The sequence below is a fragment of the Lactococcus sp. FSL W8-0209 genome (assembly GCF_038006585.1).
Classification (GTDB): Bacteria; Bacillota; Bacilli; order Lactobacillales; family Streptococcaceae; genus Lactococcus; species Lactococcus lactis.
This window is the reverse complement of the sequence record NZ_JBBOVN010000001.1, coordinates 1502027-1520722: the sequence shown is the minus strand read 5'-3', so window position 1 is coordinate 1520722 and position 18696 is coordinate 1502027. Positions and strand designations below refer to the sequence as shown.

General features: G+C 34.4%; 21 protein-coding genes, 1 riboswitch and 1 other annotated feature. Of the genes, 20 read left to right on the top strand and 1 reads right to left on the bottom strand.

Translation table 11 applies throughout. The features are described from left to right. Positions 1-10: 10 nt before the first annotated feature. The 19 genes from MKX45_RS07495 to rplL all read left to right on the top strand — a co-directional run bounded on the left by MKX45_RS07495 (position 11) and on the right by rplL (position 16176). Positions 11-1270 carry a diaminopimelate decarboxylase gene (locus MKX45_RS07495; protein ID WP_340816965.1) on the top strand — a complete coding sequence of 420 codons (1260 nt, stop codon included), beginning with the start codon at positions 11-13 and terminating at the stop codon, positions 1268-1270. A 151-nt stretch (positions 1271-1421) separates the two neighbouring features. Then, entirely contained in the window at positions 1422-1661 is a 240-nt protein-coding gene (locus MKX45_RS07490) for a YneF family protein (RefSeq protein ID WP_003130191.1), read from the top strand. Positions 1662-1815: 154 nt separating this feature from the next. Further along, a complete protein-coding gene (gene racE, locus MKX45_RS07485; protein ID WP_057720629.1) occupies positions 1816-2631 on the top strand; it encodes a glutamate racemase in 816 nt (271 codons plus the stop codon). Continuing rightward, on the top strand, positions 2632-3237 hold the full coding sequence (locus tag MKX45_RS07480) for a nucleoside-triphosphate diphosphatase (RefSeq protein WP_015426509.1): 606 nt from the start codon (positions 2632-2634) through the stop codon (positions 3235-3237). 47 nt (positions 3238-3284) lie between these two features. Continuing rightward, the gene (locus MKX45_RS07475; RefSeq protein WP_021465146.1) at positions 3285-3788 is read left to right on the top strand and encodes a metallophosphoesterase; all 504 of its coding nucleotides are present in this window, start codon (positions 3285-3287) and stop codon (positions 3786-3788) included. A gap of 30 nt (positions 3789-3818) precedes the next feature. Next, the gene (cbpB, locus tag MKX45_RS07470; RefSeq protein ID WP_010905865.1) at positions 3819-4280 is read left to right on the top strand and encodes a cyclic-di-AMP-binding protein CbpB; all 462 of its coding nucleotides are present in this window, start codon (positions 3819-3821) and stop codon (positions 4278-4280) included. Then, complete coding sequence (xerD, locus tag MKX45_RS07465; RefSeq protein ID WP_057720628.1) at positions 4258-4974, top strand: site-specific tyrosine recombinase XerD; 717 nt, start codon at positions 4258-4260, stop codon at positions 4972-4974. The genes cbpB and xerD overlap by 23 nt, the downstream gene beginning before the upstream one ends. 29 nt (positions 4975-5003) lie before the next feature. Next, entirely contained in the window at positions 5004-5732 is a 729-nt protein-coding gene (locus tag MKX45_RS07460) for a segregation/condensation protein A (RefSeq protein WP_340816964.1), read from the top strand. After that, a complete protein-coding gene (scpB, locus tag MKX45_RS07455; RefSeq protein ID WP_012897880.1) occupies positions 5725-6291 on the top strand; it encodes an SMC-Scp complex subunit ScpB in 567 nt (188 codons plus the stop codon). Before MKX45_RS07460 ends, scpB begins: the two co-directional genes overlap by 8 nt. Further along, the gene (locus tag MKX45_RS07450; protein WP_003130202.1) at positions 6278-6997 is read left to right on the top strand and encodes a pseudouridine synthase; all 720 of its coding nucleotides are present in this window, start codon (positions 6278-6280) and stop codon (positions 6995-6997) included. The genes scpB and MKX45_RS07450 overlap by 14 nt, the downstream gene beginning before the upstream one ends. Positions 6998-7094: 97 nt before the next feature. Continuing rightward, positions 7095-7231: riboswitch (FMN riboswitch) on the top strand. 114 nt (positions 7232-7345) lie between these two features. Further along, positions 7346-7966, top strand: coding sequence for an ECF transporter S component (locus tag MKX45_RS07445; RefSeq protein WP_057720626.1), 621 nt, complete (start codon positions 7346-7348; stop codon positions 7964-7966). Between the two features lie 310 nt (positions 7967-8276). Continuing rightward, positions 8277-8867 (top strand): glycoside hydrolase, family 25, encoded by a 591-nt coding sequence (locus MKX45_RS07440; protein ID WP_340816963.1) that lies wholly within the window; start codon positions 8277-8279, stop codon positions 8865-8867. A 19-nt stretch (positions 8868-8886) separates the two neighbouring features. After that, positions 8887-10137 (top strand): trypsin-like peptidase domain-containing protein, encoded by a 1251-nt coding sequence (locus MKX45_RS07435; RefSeq protein WP_340816962.1) that lies wholly within the window; start codon positions 8887-8889, stop codon positions 10135-10137. Positions 10138-10293: 156 nt separating this feature from the next. Then, positions 10294-12111: an ABC transporter ATP-binding protein gene (locus tag MKX45_RS07430; protein ID WP_057720623.1), complete on the top strand. Its 1818-nt coding sequence runs from the start codon at positions 10294-10296 to the stop codon at positions 12109-12111. Further along, positions 12095-13921, top strand: coding sequence for an ABC transporter ATP-binding protein (locus tag MKX45_RS07425; RefSeq protein ID WP_057720622.1), 1827 nt, complete (start codon positions 12095-12097; stop codon positions 13919-13921). The genes MKX45_RS07430 and MKX45_RS07425 overlap by 17 nt, the downstream gene beginning before the upstream one ends. A 120-nt stretch (positions 13922-14041) precedes the next feature. After that, positions 14042-14800 (top strand): helix-turn-helix domain-containing protein, encoded by a 759-nt coding sequence (locus MKX45_RS07420; RefSeq protein WP_057720621.1) that lies wholly within the window; start codon positions 14042-14044, stop codon positions 14798-14800. Positions 14801-14815: 15 nt separating this feature from the next. Then, positions 14816-15004 (top strand): hypothetical protein, encoded by a 189-nt coding sequence (locus MKX45_RS07415; RefSeq protein WP_003130209.1) that lies wholly within the window; start codon positions 14816-14818, stop codon positions 15002-15004. 70 nt (positions 15005-15074) lie between these two features. Continuing rightward, positions 15075-15200, top strand: a sequence feature (ribosomal protein L10 leader region). A gap of 25 nt (positions 15201-15225) precedes the next feature. After that, entirely contained in the window at positions 15226-15741 is a 516-nt protein-coding gene (rplJ, locus tag MKX45_RS07410) for a 50S ribosomal protein L10 (protein WP_015426500.1), read from the top strand. Between the two features lie 69 nt (positions 15742-15810). Next, complete coding sequence (gene rplL, locus MKX45_RS07405) at positions 15811-16176, top strand: 50S ribosomal protein L7/L12 (protein ID WP_015426499.1); 366 nt, start codon at positions 15811-15813, stop codon at positions 16174-16176. 111 nt (positions 16177-16287) lie between these two features. Here rplL and MKX45_RS07400 read toward each other — a convergent pair whose 3' ends face one another. After that, positions 16288-16965, bottom strand: coding sequence for a hypothetical protein (locus tag MKX45_RS07400; RefSeq protein WP_240664899.1), 678 nt, complete (start codon positions 16963-16965; stop codon positions 16288-16290). 534 nt (positions 16966-17499) lie between these two features. Here MKX45_RS07400 and wecB point away from each other — a divergent pair. Then, on the top strand, positions 17500-18588 hold the full coding sequence (wecB, locus tag MKX45_RS07395; protein WP_057720619.1) for a non-hydrolyzing UDP-N-acetylglucosamine 2-epimerase: 1089 nt from the start codon (positions 17500-17502) through the stop codon (positions 18586-18588). Positions 18589-18696: the final 108 nt, after the last annotated feature.

Below are 18696 nucleotides of genomic sequence, written 5' to 3'. Positions count from 1 at the left end.
GAGGTGAGAGATGAAGACACCATTTGTAACAAAAGAACAATTAGAACAAATCACAAAGGAATTTCCAACACCATTTCATCTTTATGATGAAAAAGGAATTCGTCAAAAAGCGCGTGACCTTCACAAAGCCTTTGCTTGGAATAAAGGATTTAAAGAATTTTTTGCTGTGAAAGCGACACCCACACCAGCTATTTTAAAAATTCTTCATGAGGAGGGGTGTGGCGTTGATTGCGCCTCTTACGTTGAATTGTTACTTTCCGAAAAATGTGGTTTTGACGGCTCTGAGATGATGTTTTCATCAAATGATACTCCAGCTGAAGAATTTCAATTTGCTAATCAATTGGGTGCGACAATCAATCTTGATGCCTATGAAGACATCGAATTTTTGAAAAATCTGACAGATTTTGTTTTTCCGGAAACAATGAGTTTGAGATACAATCCCGGTGGAGTTTTTGCTATGGGAACAAAAATTATGGATAATCCAGAAGAATCTAAATTCGGAATGACAAAAGCCCAACTCATCCAAGGAATTAAAGATTTGCAAAAATTAGGGGTGAAAAAATTTGGAATGCATAGTTTTTTGGCTTCAAATACAGTGACAAATGATTATTACCCAGAACTTGCTCGCAAGCTCTTTAAGCTTGCTTTAGAAATTCGAGAAAAAACGGGAATGACCCTTGATTTCATTAACTTATCAGGTGGAATTGGTGTAAACTATCGTCCTGATGAGGAGGCAAATGATATTTCCAAAATCGGTCAAGGTGTTCACGAAGCTTATGAAGAAGTTTTGAGCGCTAACGGAATAGAAAATCTAAAAATTTATACCGAATTGGGACGTTTTATGCTAGCTCCACACGGTCATTTGATTACAAAAGTTTTGCACCTTAAAGAAACTTATCGAAAATACGTTGGAGTTGATGCATCAGCGGTTAACTTGATGCGTCCAGCCTTTTATGATGCTTATCACCATATCACAGTTGCTGGAAAAGAAAATGATGAAGCTGCTGAAATTTATGATATTACAGGTTCTTTGTGTGAGAATAATGATAAATTTGCAAAAGGAAGAGCCTTTCCTCAAATAGAAATAGGAGATTTATTAGTGATTCATGATACTGGTGCGCATGGATTCTCAATGGGTTATCAATATAATGCTAAATTAAGAAGTTCCGAAGTTTTGCTTCAAGAAGATGGAAAGACTCGTTTAATTCGTCGAGCAGAGAAGCCAGCTGATTATTTTGCAACATTAGATGGTTTTGATTTTACAATTTGAGAAATAAAAAGTTACTGACAGCTCAGTCAGTAACTTTTGCCTCATTTATCCTTTCTGTCAGTAATATAAAGTGCTGACAAAAGGACTAAAATTTGATATAATAAGATGTCATCAATGGCGAAAGCGTTTCGCCAAAATTAGGAGATTCAAAATGAATTTAATCTTAGCTATTTTGCTTATGGTTGTATGCCTTTTGGCAGGTTTTTTCTTGGGAACATGGTTCTCACAACGCCAAACAAAAAAATTACTTATGGATAACCCACCCCTTAATGAAGACGCTGTTCGTCTTATGATGGGATCTATGGGACGTAAACCAAGTGAAGTTCAAGTCCAACAAGTTCTTCGCCAAATTCGTGCTGCTGCAAAGCAATCAGACACAAACAAAAAATAAGCTATTATATACGCTGAGCGAAGCAGTAGAACATAAGTTCTAAACTCTCTCAGCGTTTGCTTTTATCATCATAAATAAAGTATCCATTATATTAAAAAATACAAATTTTGGATAAGAAAGAATTTGAATTAGATATTTAAAAAGGAGAAGAAAAATGGACAATCGACCAATCGGCCTCTTAGATTCTGGTGTTGGTGGACTGACTGTTGCTCGCGAACTCCTTAGACAACTCCCAAATGAAGAAATTGTCTACATAGGAGATACAAGAAGAGCTCCTTATGGTCCGCGTAGTCGTGAACAAATTATTACGTTCACTTGGGATATGGTTAATTTTTTACTATCAAAAGATGTGAAAATGATTGTAATGGCCTGTAATACAGCAACAGCGATGGCCTTAGAAATTGTAAAAGAAAAACTAGATATACCGGTGATTGGTGTCATCCTACCCGGAGCAAGCTCAGCGATTCAAAAAACAAAAACAAACAAAATTGGTGTAATTGCCACTCAAGCTTCGATTCGTTCAGATGAATATCATAAAACAATTGCTCGTAAATCATCAGCAGTAGAAGTATATAGCCTAGCATGTCCAAAATTTGTTTCAATCGTTGAATCAAATGAGATGGAATCTGAAATTGCTAGAAAAGTTGTATCAGAAAGTCTTGTTCCACTAATTGGAAAAGTAGACACCTTAATTCTCGGATGTACTCACTATCCTCTCTTACGTTCCTTAATCCAAGAAACAATGGGAAAAGAGGTACGTTTGATTGATTCTGGAGCAGAAGCTGTACGAGATATCTCTGTTTTGCTCAACTATTTTTCAATAAATGGACAAGAACGTCAACCACTAGAGCATCGTTTCTTTACTACTGCGGGCGTTAATTCATTTCGAGAAATTGCAGAAAAATGGTTAAACATCGGACAACTTCAGATTGAACATACTGAAATAGAGAATTTCAATAAGGAAAAATAAATGGAAAAAACACTTATAATCGCAACAAGAAATTCAGGAAAAACAAAAGAATTTAAGAAATTATTTGCTGATTTCGGTTATGAAATCAAAGATTTAACAGATTATCCAGAACTTCCTGAAATTGAAGAAACTGGAACAACCTTTGAAGAAAATGCTCGTTTAAAAGCAGAACAAATCGCTGAAATTACTGGGCAAGTAGTCATTGGCGATGATTCAGGACTTTGTGTTGATGTTCTTGGTGGTTTGCCTGGCATTTGGTCGCATCGTTTCTCAGCTCCGGATCCTACTGATGAGAAAAATATCGCAAAACTTTTGCATGAACTCGCTCCAACGGCAATTACTCCAGAACGTAGAAGCGCACATTTTCATACTACGCTTGTGGCGGCAAAACCTGACCGTGAGAGTTTAGTTGTGGAAGCAGATTGGGATGGTTATATTGCTCTCGCTCCTAAAGGAGAAAATGGTTTTGGCTATGATCCTATTTTCATGGTTGATGCCTTTAGAACAGCCGCGGAATTATCAGAAAAAGAAAAAAATCAAGTCTCTCATCGCGGACAAGCCTTGAGAAAATTGATGGCTGAACTTCCTGAGTGGCTTGACAAATAAGTTTAAATAAGTTAACATAAATATAATTATGTAAAAGAGGGATGCTTATGTTTGTAGTAATGTCTGATTCACATTATGACCGCGATGTGGTTGAATCCATAAAATCAAAGTATTTGAATGAAGCAACGGCTATCTTTCATTGTGGAGATTCTGAACTTCCTAGTTCTGATGAAATTTGGCAAGGAATAACTGTTGTTGCTGGGAACTGTGATTATGATAGTGGATATCATGATTTTCTTACTCAAGAAGTTGAAGGAAAAAAGGTATTAATTACACATGGTCATCTTTTTTATGTTGGTTTAGGATTAGACCGTTATTCTTATTTTGCTGAGGAAAAGAACGCAGATATCGCGCTTTTTGGACATATCCATCAACCAGTAGCACAAAAAATTAATAATATACTTTATGTAAATCCAGGTTCAGTTGCACAACCTAGAGGGAAGTATGATATCAAAATGTATGCTATAATTGAGATTGAAGGAGAAGAGTTCAAAGTTTCTTATCGAAATCTGCAACATGAACCTATCCCGGAACTACAGTTCAGACTCTAAGTCTACAAAGCTCTTTAAGGAGTAATTTGCATGATTGATAAAAAGATTGAGGATTTTATCTTGAATCAAAGTGAAACCTTTATGATTCCTGCCTCAAATGTTGCTGTACTTTATGCTGAGCATAATATTGCTCATGCCAAACTGATGCTTAGTCAGTATAAGTATTCACGAGTTCCAGTTTTAAATGAAAAAAAAGAATACGTTGGTGTTTTGGGTTTAACAGAAATCGTTGAATTTGAAATGGAACAGAATTTCTTTTTTGAAAAATTACATAATACATCAATTTCGGAAATAGTTAATAAAGATGTTCAAACAGTTGGACCATCAGTAACCTTGGAAGAAATGATGCACAAATTAATTAAGGAGCCATTTCTCCCAGTAGTCAAAAGACAGGAATTTATGGGGATTGTTGTTAGGCAAGAAATATTAAAGGCCTTTAGTGCCTTTGCTCACGACTTTACAAAATATTATGAAATTACCAAACGAGATTGACGAGTATTTAGCAAGCAGAAATTTTTCAGAGAATACTCGTTCAAATTACCATTATGATTTAGTTTCTTTGCAGGCTTTCTTTGAAGATAAGTCACTCACAACAGAAAACTTAGAACTTTACAAAATTCAAATTAGTAATCTTTCGCCAGCAGCACAGCGAAGGAAGATTTCGAGTGCAAATCAATATTTGCTTTTCCTGTATCAAAGACAAAAAGTTGACCAGTACTTTAAAATTAAACAAGTCGTTCAAAAAAAATCACAGACTGCTCAAAGTTATCATCCAATGATTAAGGAATTTCCTGAGTTCTATGGTCCTTTGACCTGTCCAGGACAATTTTTAGCCTTATTAATTTTAGAATTTGGTTTAAATTTTGCTGAGATACAAAAATTGAAATGGGAAAATTTTAATTGGAACTTTAAATATCTCACGATTGAAAAAGCCGGAATAAAACGAGTTTTACCAATTAGAGAAAAATTTGCCATAAGAGTTAAAGCCATTAATAATGCTGATGAATTATTCGCAAAATCTCGTCAATTTCTTTATACTGAATTGAAAAAATTTACGAACTATTCTTCCAAAGAAATTAGAGAACAGTATATCTTGCATCAGGTTAAAACAGGAAAGTCAATTTATGAACTGGCAACTCTACTTGGTTTAACAACTATTACAACGCTTGAAAAATATTATAGATAGGAATTTACACTATTTTTATTATGTAAAATATGATTAAAGAAATCAATATAAAAATTAAAAACTTCGAGGGTCCTCTCGACCTTTTATTGCATTTGGTAAGTCAGTATGAAATGGATATTTTTGAAGTTCCATTGGTACCAGTTATTGAGCAATATCTTATCTATATTCAAACCATAAAAGAACTTGAATTGGAAGTAGCTGGAGAGTACATGTTAATGGCAAGTCAACTGATGTTAATTAAATCAAGAAGACTTTTACCGACAGTTACCGAAACTTTTATTGAAGATACAGAACAACTTGAGTATGATTTATTGGCTCAAATTGATGAATATCGGAAATATAAAATGTTGTCACAAGATTTAGATGAACTTCATCAGGAACGTAGTCATTTTTATTCAAAAGCTAAGACAGAAATTATCACTGATGAAACTGTACTTTTGCAGGATAAATCTGCTTTAGATTTATTTCTAGCTTTTACTAAAATTCTTGAGTTGCAAAGACAACATTTTCAAGACGAGAATACAAAAATAGCAGCTGAGAAATTTACAATCGCTGATAAGATTTTAGAGTTAAGTACTAGATTTACAGAACAAAAAATATGTAAATTTTCAGATTTGTTTTTTAGCTCTACTAATAAAGATGAACTCGTCACCACTTTTATGGCTCTTTTAGAATTAATCAAAAATCAACAGATTTCTTTTTCTCAAGGAGAGCTTTTTGGAGAAATTATTTTAGAAAGAAAAGAAACTAGTGAATAAGACAGCAAGTTGTGAACTCTTACTTTTTGTATCTGGCGAAGCTGGTTTAACCTTGGCAGAATTGTCAGCATTGACAGAAATGTCTAAACAAGCTTGTCAGCAACAAATTGATTACTTAAAAGAAAAATATCATTCTGATGAAGAATCTGCTTTAACGATTATTGAAACTGCAGGTAAATATCGTATGGCTACAAAAGAAGAGTTTGCAGAAATTCTTAAAAACTATGCCAAAACTCCTCTTAATCAATCGTTGTCAAAATCAGCTCTTGAAGTTTTATCAATTATTGCTTATAAGCAACCTTTAACTCGACTCGAAATCGATCAGCTCCGCGGAGTGAATTCCTCAGGTGTTCTCTCAACACTTCGTGCTTTTGATTTGGTTGAAAAGGTCGGACAAGTTGAAGCACCAGGACGTCCGAGTCTTTATGCAACAACTGAATTTTTCTTAGACTATATTGGGATTAATCATTTAGATGAATTACCTGAAATAGATGAGTCAAGATTTATCGCAGAAGAACAAACCTTATTTAACGAAAGTGAAGAAAATGAGAATCAATAAATATTTGGCCCATGCAGGTGTGGCAAGCAGACGTAAAGCAGAAGAACTAATTTTAGCGGGAAAAGTAACGGTAAATAATGTTCCAATGACAAACTTGGGTTATCAAGTTTCAACTGGAGATATCGTTGAAGTTAATGGAGTAGCAGTTTATAATGAAGAACCCGTTTATTATCTTCTAAATAAACCAAGAGGCTATATTTCTTCAGTTAGCGATGACAAAGGACGTCAAACGGTAATGGATTTAATGCCTCAAGTTAAAGAACGTATTTATCCTGTGGGACGTTTGGACTGGGACACAAGCGGTTTGCTTTTGCTTACAAACGACGGTGAGTTTACGAATATGATGACTCACCCACGTCATGGCGTTGATAAGGTCTATGTTGCTAAGGTAGAAGGCCAAGCGAACAAAGAAAACTTGCGTCCTTTAACTTTAGGTATGACTATTGAAGGTAAAAAAGTTAGTCCCGCCCGTTATGAGATTATCAAACAAGAGAAAACAAAAAATCATTCGATTGTTAGTTTAACTATCCATGAAGGACAAAATCATCAAGTTAAAAAAATGTTTGCGGCTGCAGGACTTCCAGTACAAAAATTGAGTCGTATTCAATATGGAACTCTTACATTGGATGGACTTCCAACAGGACAATTTCGTCGTTTGAGTAAAAAAGAAGTTTCTCAATTGATTAATGCAGCCCAAGGAAATTAACTGATTATTATAAAAGACAATTCTGATAAAGAGTTGTTTTTTTATTTCTTAAGCAAATCTTATTCTTGATAAGCAAACTATTTTTGTGCTATAATAAAATTATCTTCAGGGCACCGTGTAATTCGGGACCGGCGGTAAATAGGGCTTTGACCTTATGACTCCGCGATTCGCTACGGCGATTGAAGCAGTGAGAATCTGCTAGCGACAGTAAAGTCTGGATGGAAGAAGATGAACAATTTTTGTAGTGTAATCAACTTCGGTTGGATTACTGTTTTTAGCCAAACCAAAAATGTCTATCAACTTCCTCGAAATTTGAAGAATTATTTTCTCATATTTGGAGGTTTTTTTATGTCTAAAACACGTCGGATGGTATTAATTGCCATGCTTGCTGCATTATCAACAATCTTATTATTGCCGATTTTGCAGTTTCCGCTATTGCCTGGAATTGATTTTATGAAAGTTGAACTCTCAATCATTCCAGTACTTATTGGAGTCTTTACTTTGGGATTGGGTGATGGATTTATTATCCTCTTTATTCGCTCTATCTTATGGTATCTCCTATTTAATCAAGGTCCATCAACTTGGATTGGTGTGCCGATGAACTTCATTGCTTTGGGAATCTTCATGGCAATTGTTTGGTTCTTTACAAAGAAAAAATTCTCAATCAAAAACTATACAGTTGGTGTAGTTTTAGCAGCCATCGCATCAGTTCTTGTGATGATGGTATTGAATGTTTTCTACGCACTCCCTCTCTATCGTTTAGCTGCTGGCTTCGATGTTGATAAGATTTTTGTTGGAGCAACTCATCTTTTTAATATGGGTTCTCTATCAGTTACTTTGAATCCAACTTATCTTTTGACAGTAGTTTTACCTTTTAATGTTTTGCAGTACATCATCTTTGCTCTGGTATTTGGATTGATTGTTGCAGTGTTCAAGAAAAACAAAGTCGTAAAATTTTATAATGCTTAATTTAAATAATTAAGTATTTCACTCTCGAATAGACACTCGCTAGGACTTTCCTAGCGGTTTTTTTATTTGCTAATTTTATGATATATTTTTAGCATTGAAGATATAAACAAAAGCCCTGAATAATATTTCTGTTTGATTACATTTTTATATATAAGGATAAAAATAACTAAAAAATAGTTCTTGCTTAATTCAAACTAAAGCGCTATACTCATGGTGAGAAAATAATTTTCTCAAAATAACGAATTAACCAAAAAATTACAAATGTATTTCTATTACTGTTTTAGCTATTAACGATAAGGAGGTGTTTGTTATGAACACACATATTACACATAAAAAACTTTTCAAAACCGGACTCTTATTTGGGGCGCTTTTACTTGGACTGGGTTTATCAATCAAAGAAGCAACACCGGCAAAAGCTGTTACGGCAAACTTTAATGGCCCAGTTTATCGCCTTTATAATCCAAATTCAGGTGAGCATGTTTATACAATGGGACTTACCGAGAAAAATAATCTTGTCCATTTGGGCTGGGGTTATGAGGGAGTCCTTGGAACTTCATACTATACGATGAACGGTCAAAATTATGATAAAATTCCTGTTTATCGTTTGTACAGTAAAAATAGCGGTCAACATCTCTACACAATAAATACGAATGAAGTAGTTCAACTCAAAAATTATGGATGGGTGAATGAGGGAATTGTATTTTATGATGCTACGGTCATACCGTGGAACCAAGAAACGACGGTTGAGAGACTTTATAATCCAAATAGTGGTCAACATTTCTATACTTCTAACTGGGATGAAAGAGACTATTTGAAAAAAATTGGTTGGCACGATGAAGGAGAGGATTTTTCATTTACATCACCTGAGCCTTTACAAACTGGACCAGCTAAGGCTGTTTAAGATGAAGGAAAAAAGAATAATGAAAATAAAGAAACTTCATATCACGCTTGCTTCAACTTTGCTTTTAATTTCTTCTAGTACTTTTGCGGATACGGTGCCATTTATTCCATCTGGTGGGGCTACGGCAAGTAATGTCTACCAGCCTGACCAACGCAAACTGATTTCAACAGCCAATCAATTTCCTTATAACACAATAGTCTATATTGAAACAATTGGAGGAAATGGAGTTCGCTATAGGGGGAGTGGAGTTATCATTGCACCGAATGCTGTATTAACAGCAGGACACATGATATATAATGCGACGGAAGGTGGCCATATTAAATCTGCTACAATTTATCAAGCTTTTGCAAATGGAAATTATAATTCTAATGCGGCAACAGCTGTAACGAGTGAAGTTGCTAATCCAGATTGGTTGGCAAAAGATAGACTTGGAACGATAAATTATCCTTTAGGTGCAGACGATTTAGGAATTCTTAACCTTTCGAAAAATATAGGATTATCAACAGGCTGGATGGGGATGAGCTCGGTTCTTTCAAAAAATCAAGCGATTTCTTTGATAGGTTTTCCGGGGGACAAGCCTAAACAAATGTGGGGAATGTCAGGAAATGTTTCTCAAATTGGTAATCCTCTATTTAGCTATTCCAACATCAGTATGTATCCTGGTCAAAGTGGAAGCCCTGTTTTTAATACAAGTAAAAATATTGTTGGTATTAATGTTGCCGAGGCGCAGTATCTGAACCCAAATCCAAATGGGGATAACAGCAAAGTTCCTTCCTCTCTCGCTTCACAATATCCCAACTACGGCGTCCAACTCACTGCAAGTAATATCAATTGGATTCAAAATAACGTGCCAGCATTGAAAGCGACGGCCCTTTATCGTGTTTACAATCCAAATAATGGTGAACATCTTTATACTAAAAATTTGAACGATGTGATTAGTTTAACAAAAGTAGGCTGGAATTATGAGGGTGTTAATTCTCAACAACCGGCAACTGGCAATGCGGTCTATCGGCTCTATAACCCTAATTCAGGTGAACATTTTTATACTTTGTCCTCTTATGAAAAAGATTCGCTTGTTAAAGCGGGTTGGCGTTATGAACAAATCGCTTTTTACTCGGACCCCGCAAAACATACGGCAATTTATCGTTTATTTAATCCTAATGCTAAAGGAAAACAAATTAGTCATTTTTATACTTCGAGTAGTGCAGAACGAGACTCGCTTGTCAAAATTGGGTGGAGATACGAACAAATTAGTTGGTATGGTCTTTAATTTTATATAGAGTTATTGTAAAGGATTTTGTAGAATATAAAATCCTTTTATTTATTAAAAAATTAAGTAAATAATCAACCAAATAAGGTGTTTTAAACGCTTTCTTTATGGTATACTAATATTTAGAATATTATAAAATAAAATGGAATAGACTGTATGAAAATTTTTAAAGATTTATGGTGGTTTTTTAAGGCAGAGAGAAAAGGTTATGGCGTTGGTCTATTAGCCCTTTTTATTGTTTCTTTAACTCACTTGATCCCGCCTTTAATTATCGGAAAAATTATTGACCATATTGTTAAGCGTAACCTGACTTTACCCTTAATTTTGAGTTTTTCTGGTATTTTATTGATTACTGCACTCATTGAATATGGCTTTCGTTTTCTTTGGTCTACAAATATTTGGGGTGAAGCCTTTAAACTGGAAAAAATAATCCGTAGTCGGCTTTTTAGGCATTTTTTAAGAATGGATACCCTTTTTTATCAGAGAAATCGGACTGGCGATTTGATGGCTCATGCGACAAATGACCTACAAGCGATACAGAGTGTTGCTGGACTTGGTGTTTTGACTTGGGCAGATTCTTTAATGACGGGCGGGATGACAATCATTGCTATGCTCTTATTTATCGACTGGCGTTTGACAATTATTGCTGTCCTTCCTTTGCCTTTACTCGCGCTAGTATCTAAAGTTTTAGGGGATAAAATTCATGTGAGTTTTGAACATGCCCAAGAAACCTTCTCTGAAATGAATGATAAAGTTCAAGAATCGATTACAGGAATGAAAGCAATCAAATCTTTTGGTGAAGAAGAACAAGATATGGCTGATTTCCAAGTTAAGTTAGATAATATTGATAAAGCCTTTATCAGGGTCAATTGGATTGACTCAATGTACGATCCTTTAATCACTTTAATTGTTGGTTTATCTTATACTTTAACCATTCTTTTAGGAGGCTACTATGTTGTTCACCATGTTTTAACGATTGGTCAGTTGGTTGCTTTTATGACTTATATCGGAAATTTGGTCTGGCCGATGTTTGCTATTGGTGTTCTTTTTAATGTTATTGAACGTGGAAGAGCTTCATACAGTCGAGTAGAAAAATTATTAGCTCAAAAAGCGGAATCAAAAATTTCTGAAGGTACTTTGAAAATGCCAAAAGAAGGTCAACTCCTTTTTGATATTGAAAGTTTTACTTATCCAAATGAGAATGAAGGGCGCAATTTGGAGAAAGTTCAATTTAATTTAAAAGAAGGTCATGTTTTAGGTTTGGTCGGACGAACAGGTGCAGGAAAATCAACGATTATTAAACTTTTAATGAGAGAGTTTGACCATTACAAAGGACATATTACTTTTGCTGACCATGATATTATGGATTATCAATTAGATGAATATTTGCCAGCGATTGGTTATGTTCCGCAAGAACATTTTCTATTTTCGATGTCTGTCAGAGATAATATTCGCTTTGCTAAGATGTCAGCGAGTCAAGAAGAAGTTGAAATTGCTGCCAAAACAGCTGGAATTCATGAGGATATTATTGCTTTTCCTGAAGGTTATGATACTTTGGTCGGCGAGCGTGGCGTTTCACTTTCTGGTGGACAAAAGCAAAGGTTATCTATTGCGCGGGCGCTACTTATTCAGCCTAAAATATTGATTTTAGATGATGCGCTGTCAGCTGTTGATGCCAAGACTGAACAGTTAATTTTGTCAAATCTGAAGGCCTTACGTCATGAAAGTTCAACGCTGGTTGTCAGTCACCGGTTGTCATCAGTAATGGAAGCTAATGAAATTATCGTGCTAGATGAAGGAAAAGTGATTGAGCGTGGCTTGCATGAAGCTTTGATTAAATCTGGAGGTTGGTATGCTCAAATGTGGCAAATGCAACAGATTGAAAGTCATTTGGCAGCGACTGATAAAGATGAAAATTTACTGACAGGTTCGTCAGTAAATCGGGAAGGAGAAGAAAATGGAGAAATCTACTGACAAAATGTCTGTCAGAGAAAGTTGGCAAGTTTTTAAATTTATTTTCAAATTCTTATTACCTTTCAAAAAGTATTTTATTTGGGCTTTTGTTTTTAGTGTGATGACAACTTCTCTGGCTTCACTTATGCCTTTTGTTTTGTCTGTTTTTATGGATTCCTATTTGACACCTATGAAAGCGACTGACCAGATTATCTTCTATTTTGCAGGTCTTTATTTGATTTTAGCAATAATCAATTCAATTGCTTTCTTTTTCAAATGGAATTATCTGCAAAATGGTTCGATTTTTGTTAATCAATACATTCGTAAGAAAGTTTATCGAAAAATTCATCAGCTAGGCATGCGCTATTTTGACCAAAAACCGACGGGTTGGTTAATCACCAGAATCACAAATGACACTGATTTATTTGATTTCTGGCAGACTTTGTTTAATGCATTAACAAGTTTGCTTTCTATTATCATTGCCTTCATTGCTTTGTTTATTATTGACCACCAAATTGCGCTTGTGATGTTGTTGATTCTTCCCCTATTGATTTTGGCAGTATTGATTTATCAAAAAGTGAGTACAAAAGTTTATCAAGCCATGCTTGCTAAGCGTTCAGAATTGAATACGAAATTAAATGAATACATTTCTGGGATGAGAATTATTCAACAATTTCGCCAAGAGAGCAGACTAGGAAATGAATTTGAAAAAACAAATGATGAATATTATGGTTATCGAAAACGAGTGATTCAGATTAATGGGATTTTGTTGAGCCCTTTAGTTAATTTTTTGATGGCCCTCTCAATAGTTGTTGTCTTGTTGATGTATTCTAATCGAAGTCTACATGCAGTGGTTGAGGCTGGTTTAATTTATGCTTTCATCAGTAATGTACAAATTTACTTTAATCCTATTTCAGGATTGATGGATTCTTTATCAAACTTTTCAAATGGATTGGTGGCCTCTAGTCGCATTAAGACAATCATGGAAGAAAAAGAATTTGCGCCACAACAAGGAATTTCAACTTCTGTCAGTAAAAATGTTGATGAAAAATTTAATGACAGAAAATCTGTCAGCAATTTTCCAATCATTCAAGAAGGAAAAATTGAATTTCGCAATGTCAGTTTTTCATATGACGGAGAACATCAAGTTTTGAAAAACATCTCATTCATTGTGAACCCTGGAGAAACGCTTGCTTTTGTAGGTCATACAGGTTCGGGAAAATCGAGTATTATCAATGTCTTTATGCGCTTCTATGAATTCACAGAAGGTCAAGTTTTGATTGATGATCAGGACATTAGAAGTTATTCAAAAGAAGAACTTCGGAAAAAAGTTGGTTTAGTATTGCAAGATTCCTTTATGTTTGTTGCGTCAGTTACTGACAATATCAAAATGATGAATCCACAGATTACTGATCAAGCAGCCAAAGAAGCGGCTCGATTTGTTCAAGCCGACAAATTCATCAAAGATTTGGAAAATGGTTACGAAACCAAAGTAATTGAAGGTGGAGCTGCCTTCTCGGCCGGTGAACGTCAATTAATTAACTTTGCTCGGACAATTGTACGTAATCCCAAAATTCTCTTATTAGATGAAGCAACAGCCAATATTGATACTGAAACTGAAGCGCTTATTCAAGAAGGTCTGACAAATATGCGACAAAATCGAACGACAATGGCCATTGCTCACCGATTATCAACGATTAAAGATGCTGACCAGATTTTAGTCTTGAACAAGGGAGAAATTATTGAGCGAGGAAATCATGACCAACTTTTAGCACTTAATGGTTATTATGCAGACATGTATCGAATACAAACGTTACAAAAAGAACTATGAAAAACCACTGATAGCAGTGGTTTTTCATTTATCAGTTTTTCTGATAAAAAATATTGACAAAAAATGAAATAAGCGATATAATATAAGAAAGATTGATAAAGAATCGGGAAGGGAGAGTTTATGAATTTTGGTCAGAACTTAAAAAAATTAAGAAAAAATGCAAAATTGACACAAAGTCAATTAGCAGAAAAGCTAGGAATGAAGCAAAATGCTTATGTACTTTGGGAACAAAAATCAACCAACCCAACGTTAGAATTACTAGAAAAACTAGCAGATATCTATGATTTACCTATTCAAGAATTAATCAAAGAAACTGATAATAATGCAGAAAAACAATTAATCGATAATTATCGTTCACTGACAGGAGAACAACAAGAATCAGTTATTAATTTTACGGATTTTCTCATTGAACAAAATAAAACAGAGATTATTAATTTGAAAACTTACAGACGTTCTTCTTTAGATTACGCCATTGTTGAAGATGAAGAATTATCGGCAGGTTTTGGTCAATCTCAAAGCAATACAGGAGGCCACTACAAAGCTTACACGTCTGAAACTCTTGGGCGATATGATGGTGCAGCCAGAGTAAAAGGGGAATCGATGGAACCTGAATTCCCTAATTTTTCTATTGCAACATTCTTACACACGGGTTTTGGTCGCAGTGGGGATATTTACGCCATTGCTGAAGGAGATTTGGGCGAAGAACGTTTGTATATTAAACAAGTATTTGAAGAAGAAGATGGACAATTTAGGATTCATTCACTCAATCCGGATCCACAATACAAGGATTTTTATCTAGGACAGGAAGATAATTTCCGAATTATTGGACCAGTAGTTGATAATTTTGAAGAAATTGAAGAATCACAGATTATAGATTAAAATGAGGACTTAAAAATGAATTGGATAAGAGAAATTTTACCAATACTGGGAATTGGATCAATTTTTGCAATTGCTTATGAATTAGTTTTATGGCTTTCACAGAAATTGATAGAAAATGATAGCAAAGAGAAAATAAAAAAGGAAAAAAAGATTGTTAATGTCAAATTTTTTCATCTTTCAAAAAACCAAAAGAACATTGCATGAACTAAAATAAAAAAGAAAAAAGAATAAGTTTAGTCTTGCAATTTCAGAAAAACTTTGATATACTTATTTACGGTTCTAAAAGAACTGACCGAAGACAGTAGGGGACGAAAGTCATAAACTTCCTACCGAGGACAAATATCAAAATGATAATTGAACTCTCTATGTCTTTTGTGTGTAGAGATTTTTTATTTCTACAACCAAAATAAAATGGAGGTAAAAAAATGAGCGATTACAAAGTAAATGAAGCAACAATTGCTAAGAAAGCAGAATTGGTTGATGTTTACGCACAAAAAATGACTGAAGCAGCATCTATCGTTGTTGCAGATTCACGTGGTTTGTCAGTTGATCAAGATACTCAACTTCGTAAACAACTTCGTGAAGCAGGCGTTGAATTCAAAGTCGTTAAAAATTCAGTTTTGCGTCGTGCAGCTGAAAAAGCTGGTCTTGAAGGTTTGTCAGAAGCATTCACTGGCCCATCAGCAGTAGCATTTTCTAATGAAGATGTTGTAGCACCAGCAAAAGTTTTGGCTGACTTTGCAAAAGATGCTGAAAATCTTGAAATCAAAGCTGGTGTTATCGAAGGTAAAGTTTCTTCTAAAGAAGAAATCCAAGCTATTGCGTCTCTTCCAAGCCGCGATGGACTTCTTTCTATGCTTCTTTCAGTGCTTCAAGCACCTGTCCGCAACGTGGCTCTTGCAGTCAAAGCTGTTGCAGAAAAAGAAGAATCAGCTGCTTAATTATAAGCAACATTACTTATATCGGCGGATTTACGCAACAAACTAAAAAATTAATAGGAGAATATTAAAATGGCATTGAACATTGAAAACATCGTTGCTGAACTTGAAAACGCAACAATCCTTGAACTTTCTGAACTTGTAAAAGCAATCGAAGAAAAATTTGACGTAACAGCAGCAGCTCCAGTTGCAGCAGCAGCAGGTGCTGGTGATGCAGCAGCAGCTAAAGATTCATTCGACGTTGAATTGACAGCAGCTGGCGACAAAAAAGTTGCAGTAATCAAAGAAGTACGTGGAATCACTGGTCTTGGACTTAAAGAAGCTAAAGAACTCGTTGATGGTGCACCAACAATGATTAAAGAAGGTCTTTCTGAATCAGAAGCTAACGAAATCAAAGAAAAACTTGAAGCAGCTGGTGCTTCAATCACACTTAAATAAGAATTTTATTCTTGTTTAAAAAGAAAATTGAATATTATCGATTTTCTATTAAAAATACTACCAAGTCTTTTCTTGGTAGTATTTTTTTTGCTATCTCTGAGTCTCAAATTTTCAAAATACTTCTTCAAATAGAGCAATTAGTTTAACTGGCCCAATACCAGCAGGAATAATCGTATATGGTTCAAAAATTGTTTGTTCAGTTGAATCGACGATGCTTGTCCAACCGGCAAACTCGTAGCCACGCAACTCGGGTTTTAGATAGGGAATGAAATTTTTTTCAACTGTTCGTACATCTGAGGGGTGGGTCCAAGAGAGTTCGACCTTGTTTATTGTACGAGAAGAATAGCGAATTTCGTATTCTAAAGGAGTCCACTGGGCATATAAATCATATTCTTTACCAACATTTTGAAGATAATCACCTACAGTCCAAAGGAAATCGGGGCTTATTCCTGTTTTGTGCAAGGCAGAATTTTCACCAGCGTAGAGTGCAGCTTGCTCGCGGGAGATATTATGCGGGATCACATAATGACTATCGCGAACAATTTTCCAACCTTCAAAGTGGTAACCAGGCAGAGTGAGCGAAAAATCAGCAATTTCATGTTCTGTTTGACTAGCGTCTGAACTGATTGTCAATCCGACTTGTCGCTTATTATCAAAAATAGGCTGATAATCTTGTCTATTTTCAAACTTGACAGATGGACTAGTGCCACTATTTTTAATAAAGTTTTTCATTTTATCAGTGATGTTAAAATAATAGTTAAAAGTTGTTGATTGCTTGTTTGGATTCATAGGAGACTCCTTTCTCATCATTCAAAAATTAAAAAGTAAAAGCTTGATTTATAATTATAATCTTATTTTATAATATTTTTATTATAAACGATAATGATTTGTGTATCTTTAATGTGAAGAGCTTACTGTTAATTTCAATAATTGTTTAGAGATTAAAGAATATCTTGTCTTTTCAGACTTAAAAATAAATCAAAATTCACAAAATTTCAATTGAATATATTTTAAAGAAGGAGAATTTATCTCTTTTTTTTGACAATGACTATCTACAAAAGATTAATAAAGTGCTAATGAAAATTTATTTTGTCAGATATAATCAATAATTGTCAGGTAATAATTACAAAATTAATTAATTTATGTATTTTATTAATAGATTAATAGGCTAATAAATTCCAAATTTAATCCTATTCTATGCAATATATTTGCTCTTGAAACCAATATCTATTAGAATAGATGTAAAATAGGAAATAAACTACAACAGGAATAATTCTAGATGAAGCAAAAAGTATATTTTTAAAAATAGATGGTGAGGTAGAGATGAAAAAGTTACTTTTTATATTTGGGACTAGGCCAGAATTTATTAAAGTTTATCCAGTAATCCAGGAGGCGAAAAGGCAAGGGAATCCAATTGTACTGATTAACACAGGGCAGCACAAAGAAATGCTCAATGAACTTTTAGATGAATTTTCTGTGGAAGTTGATTACGATTTAAAAATCATGGAAAAATATTCTGGTTTATCAGAAATTGTGGCAGGATCAATCAGCGGTCTTGACCCAATTATTAAAAAGGAACAACCAGATATCATCTTAGTTCATGGTGATACTGCAGCTACTTTGTCTGGAAGTTTGGTTGCTTATTTTAATCAGATAAAGTTGGCACATATTGAAGCAGGTTTGCGAACTTACAATAAATTTTCACCATTTCCTGAAGAAATGAATCGTCAAATTGTTGGTTTGATGGCTGATTATCATTTTACACCAACGGAAATGACGAAAGAAAATCTTTTAAAAGAAGGAAAGCCAAAAAATCAGGTTTTTGTAGTTGGAAACAGTGCTATAGATATGTTTCAGTATACTTTAAAGGATGATTATACAAATGAAGCTTTATCATGGCAAGCTGACAAGAAAATGATTTTAGTGACAGCTCACCGTCGTGAAAATTTGAGTGATTTAGAAGAAATTTTTGATGGAATTGCAGAGATTGCTGATGAATTTAAAGAAACACATAAAATCATTTATCCAATTCATATGAATCCAATCATTCGTGAAAAAGCGCAAAAATTACTGGAACATAGTAATATTAAAATCATTGACCCGCTGGATACAATTAACTTTCATAATGTGATGCGTCATGCCGAATTGATTTTAACTGACTCTGGTGGAATTCAAGAAGAAGCGGCTTTCTTAGGAATTCCAGTACTTGTTTTACGTGATACAACTGAAAGACCCGAAGGTGTTCTGGCTGGTACTTTAAAGCTTGTTGGGACTTCAAAAGAAAATATTGTTAATGAGACTCGGACTTTACTGACAGACAAGACTAAATATGAAAGGATGTCAGGAAGTAAGAATCCTTATGGTGATGGAACGACTTCCTTACAGATTATTAATATTCTAAATGAAAAATAAAAAAATTAATTTAAAGTCTTTCCAGTCTGTCTGTCTCATTTTTATCTTCCTTTTTAATTTTGAGTTTATTTTCCGCTTATCAAATTTTACTTCTAGAGAAAAATTCTT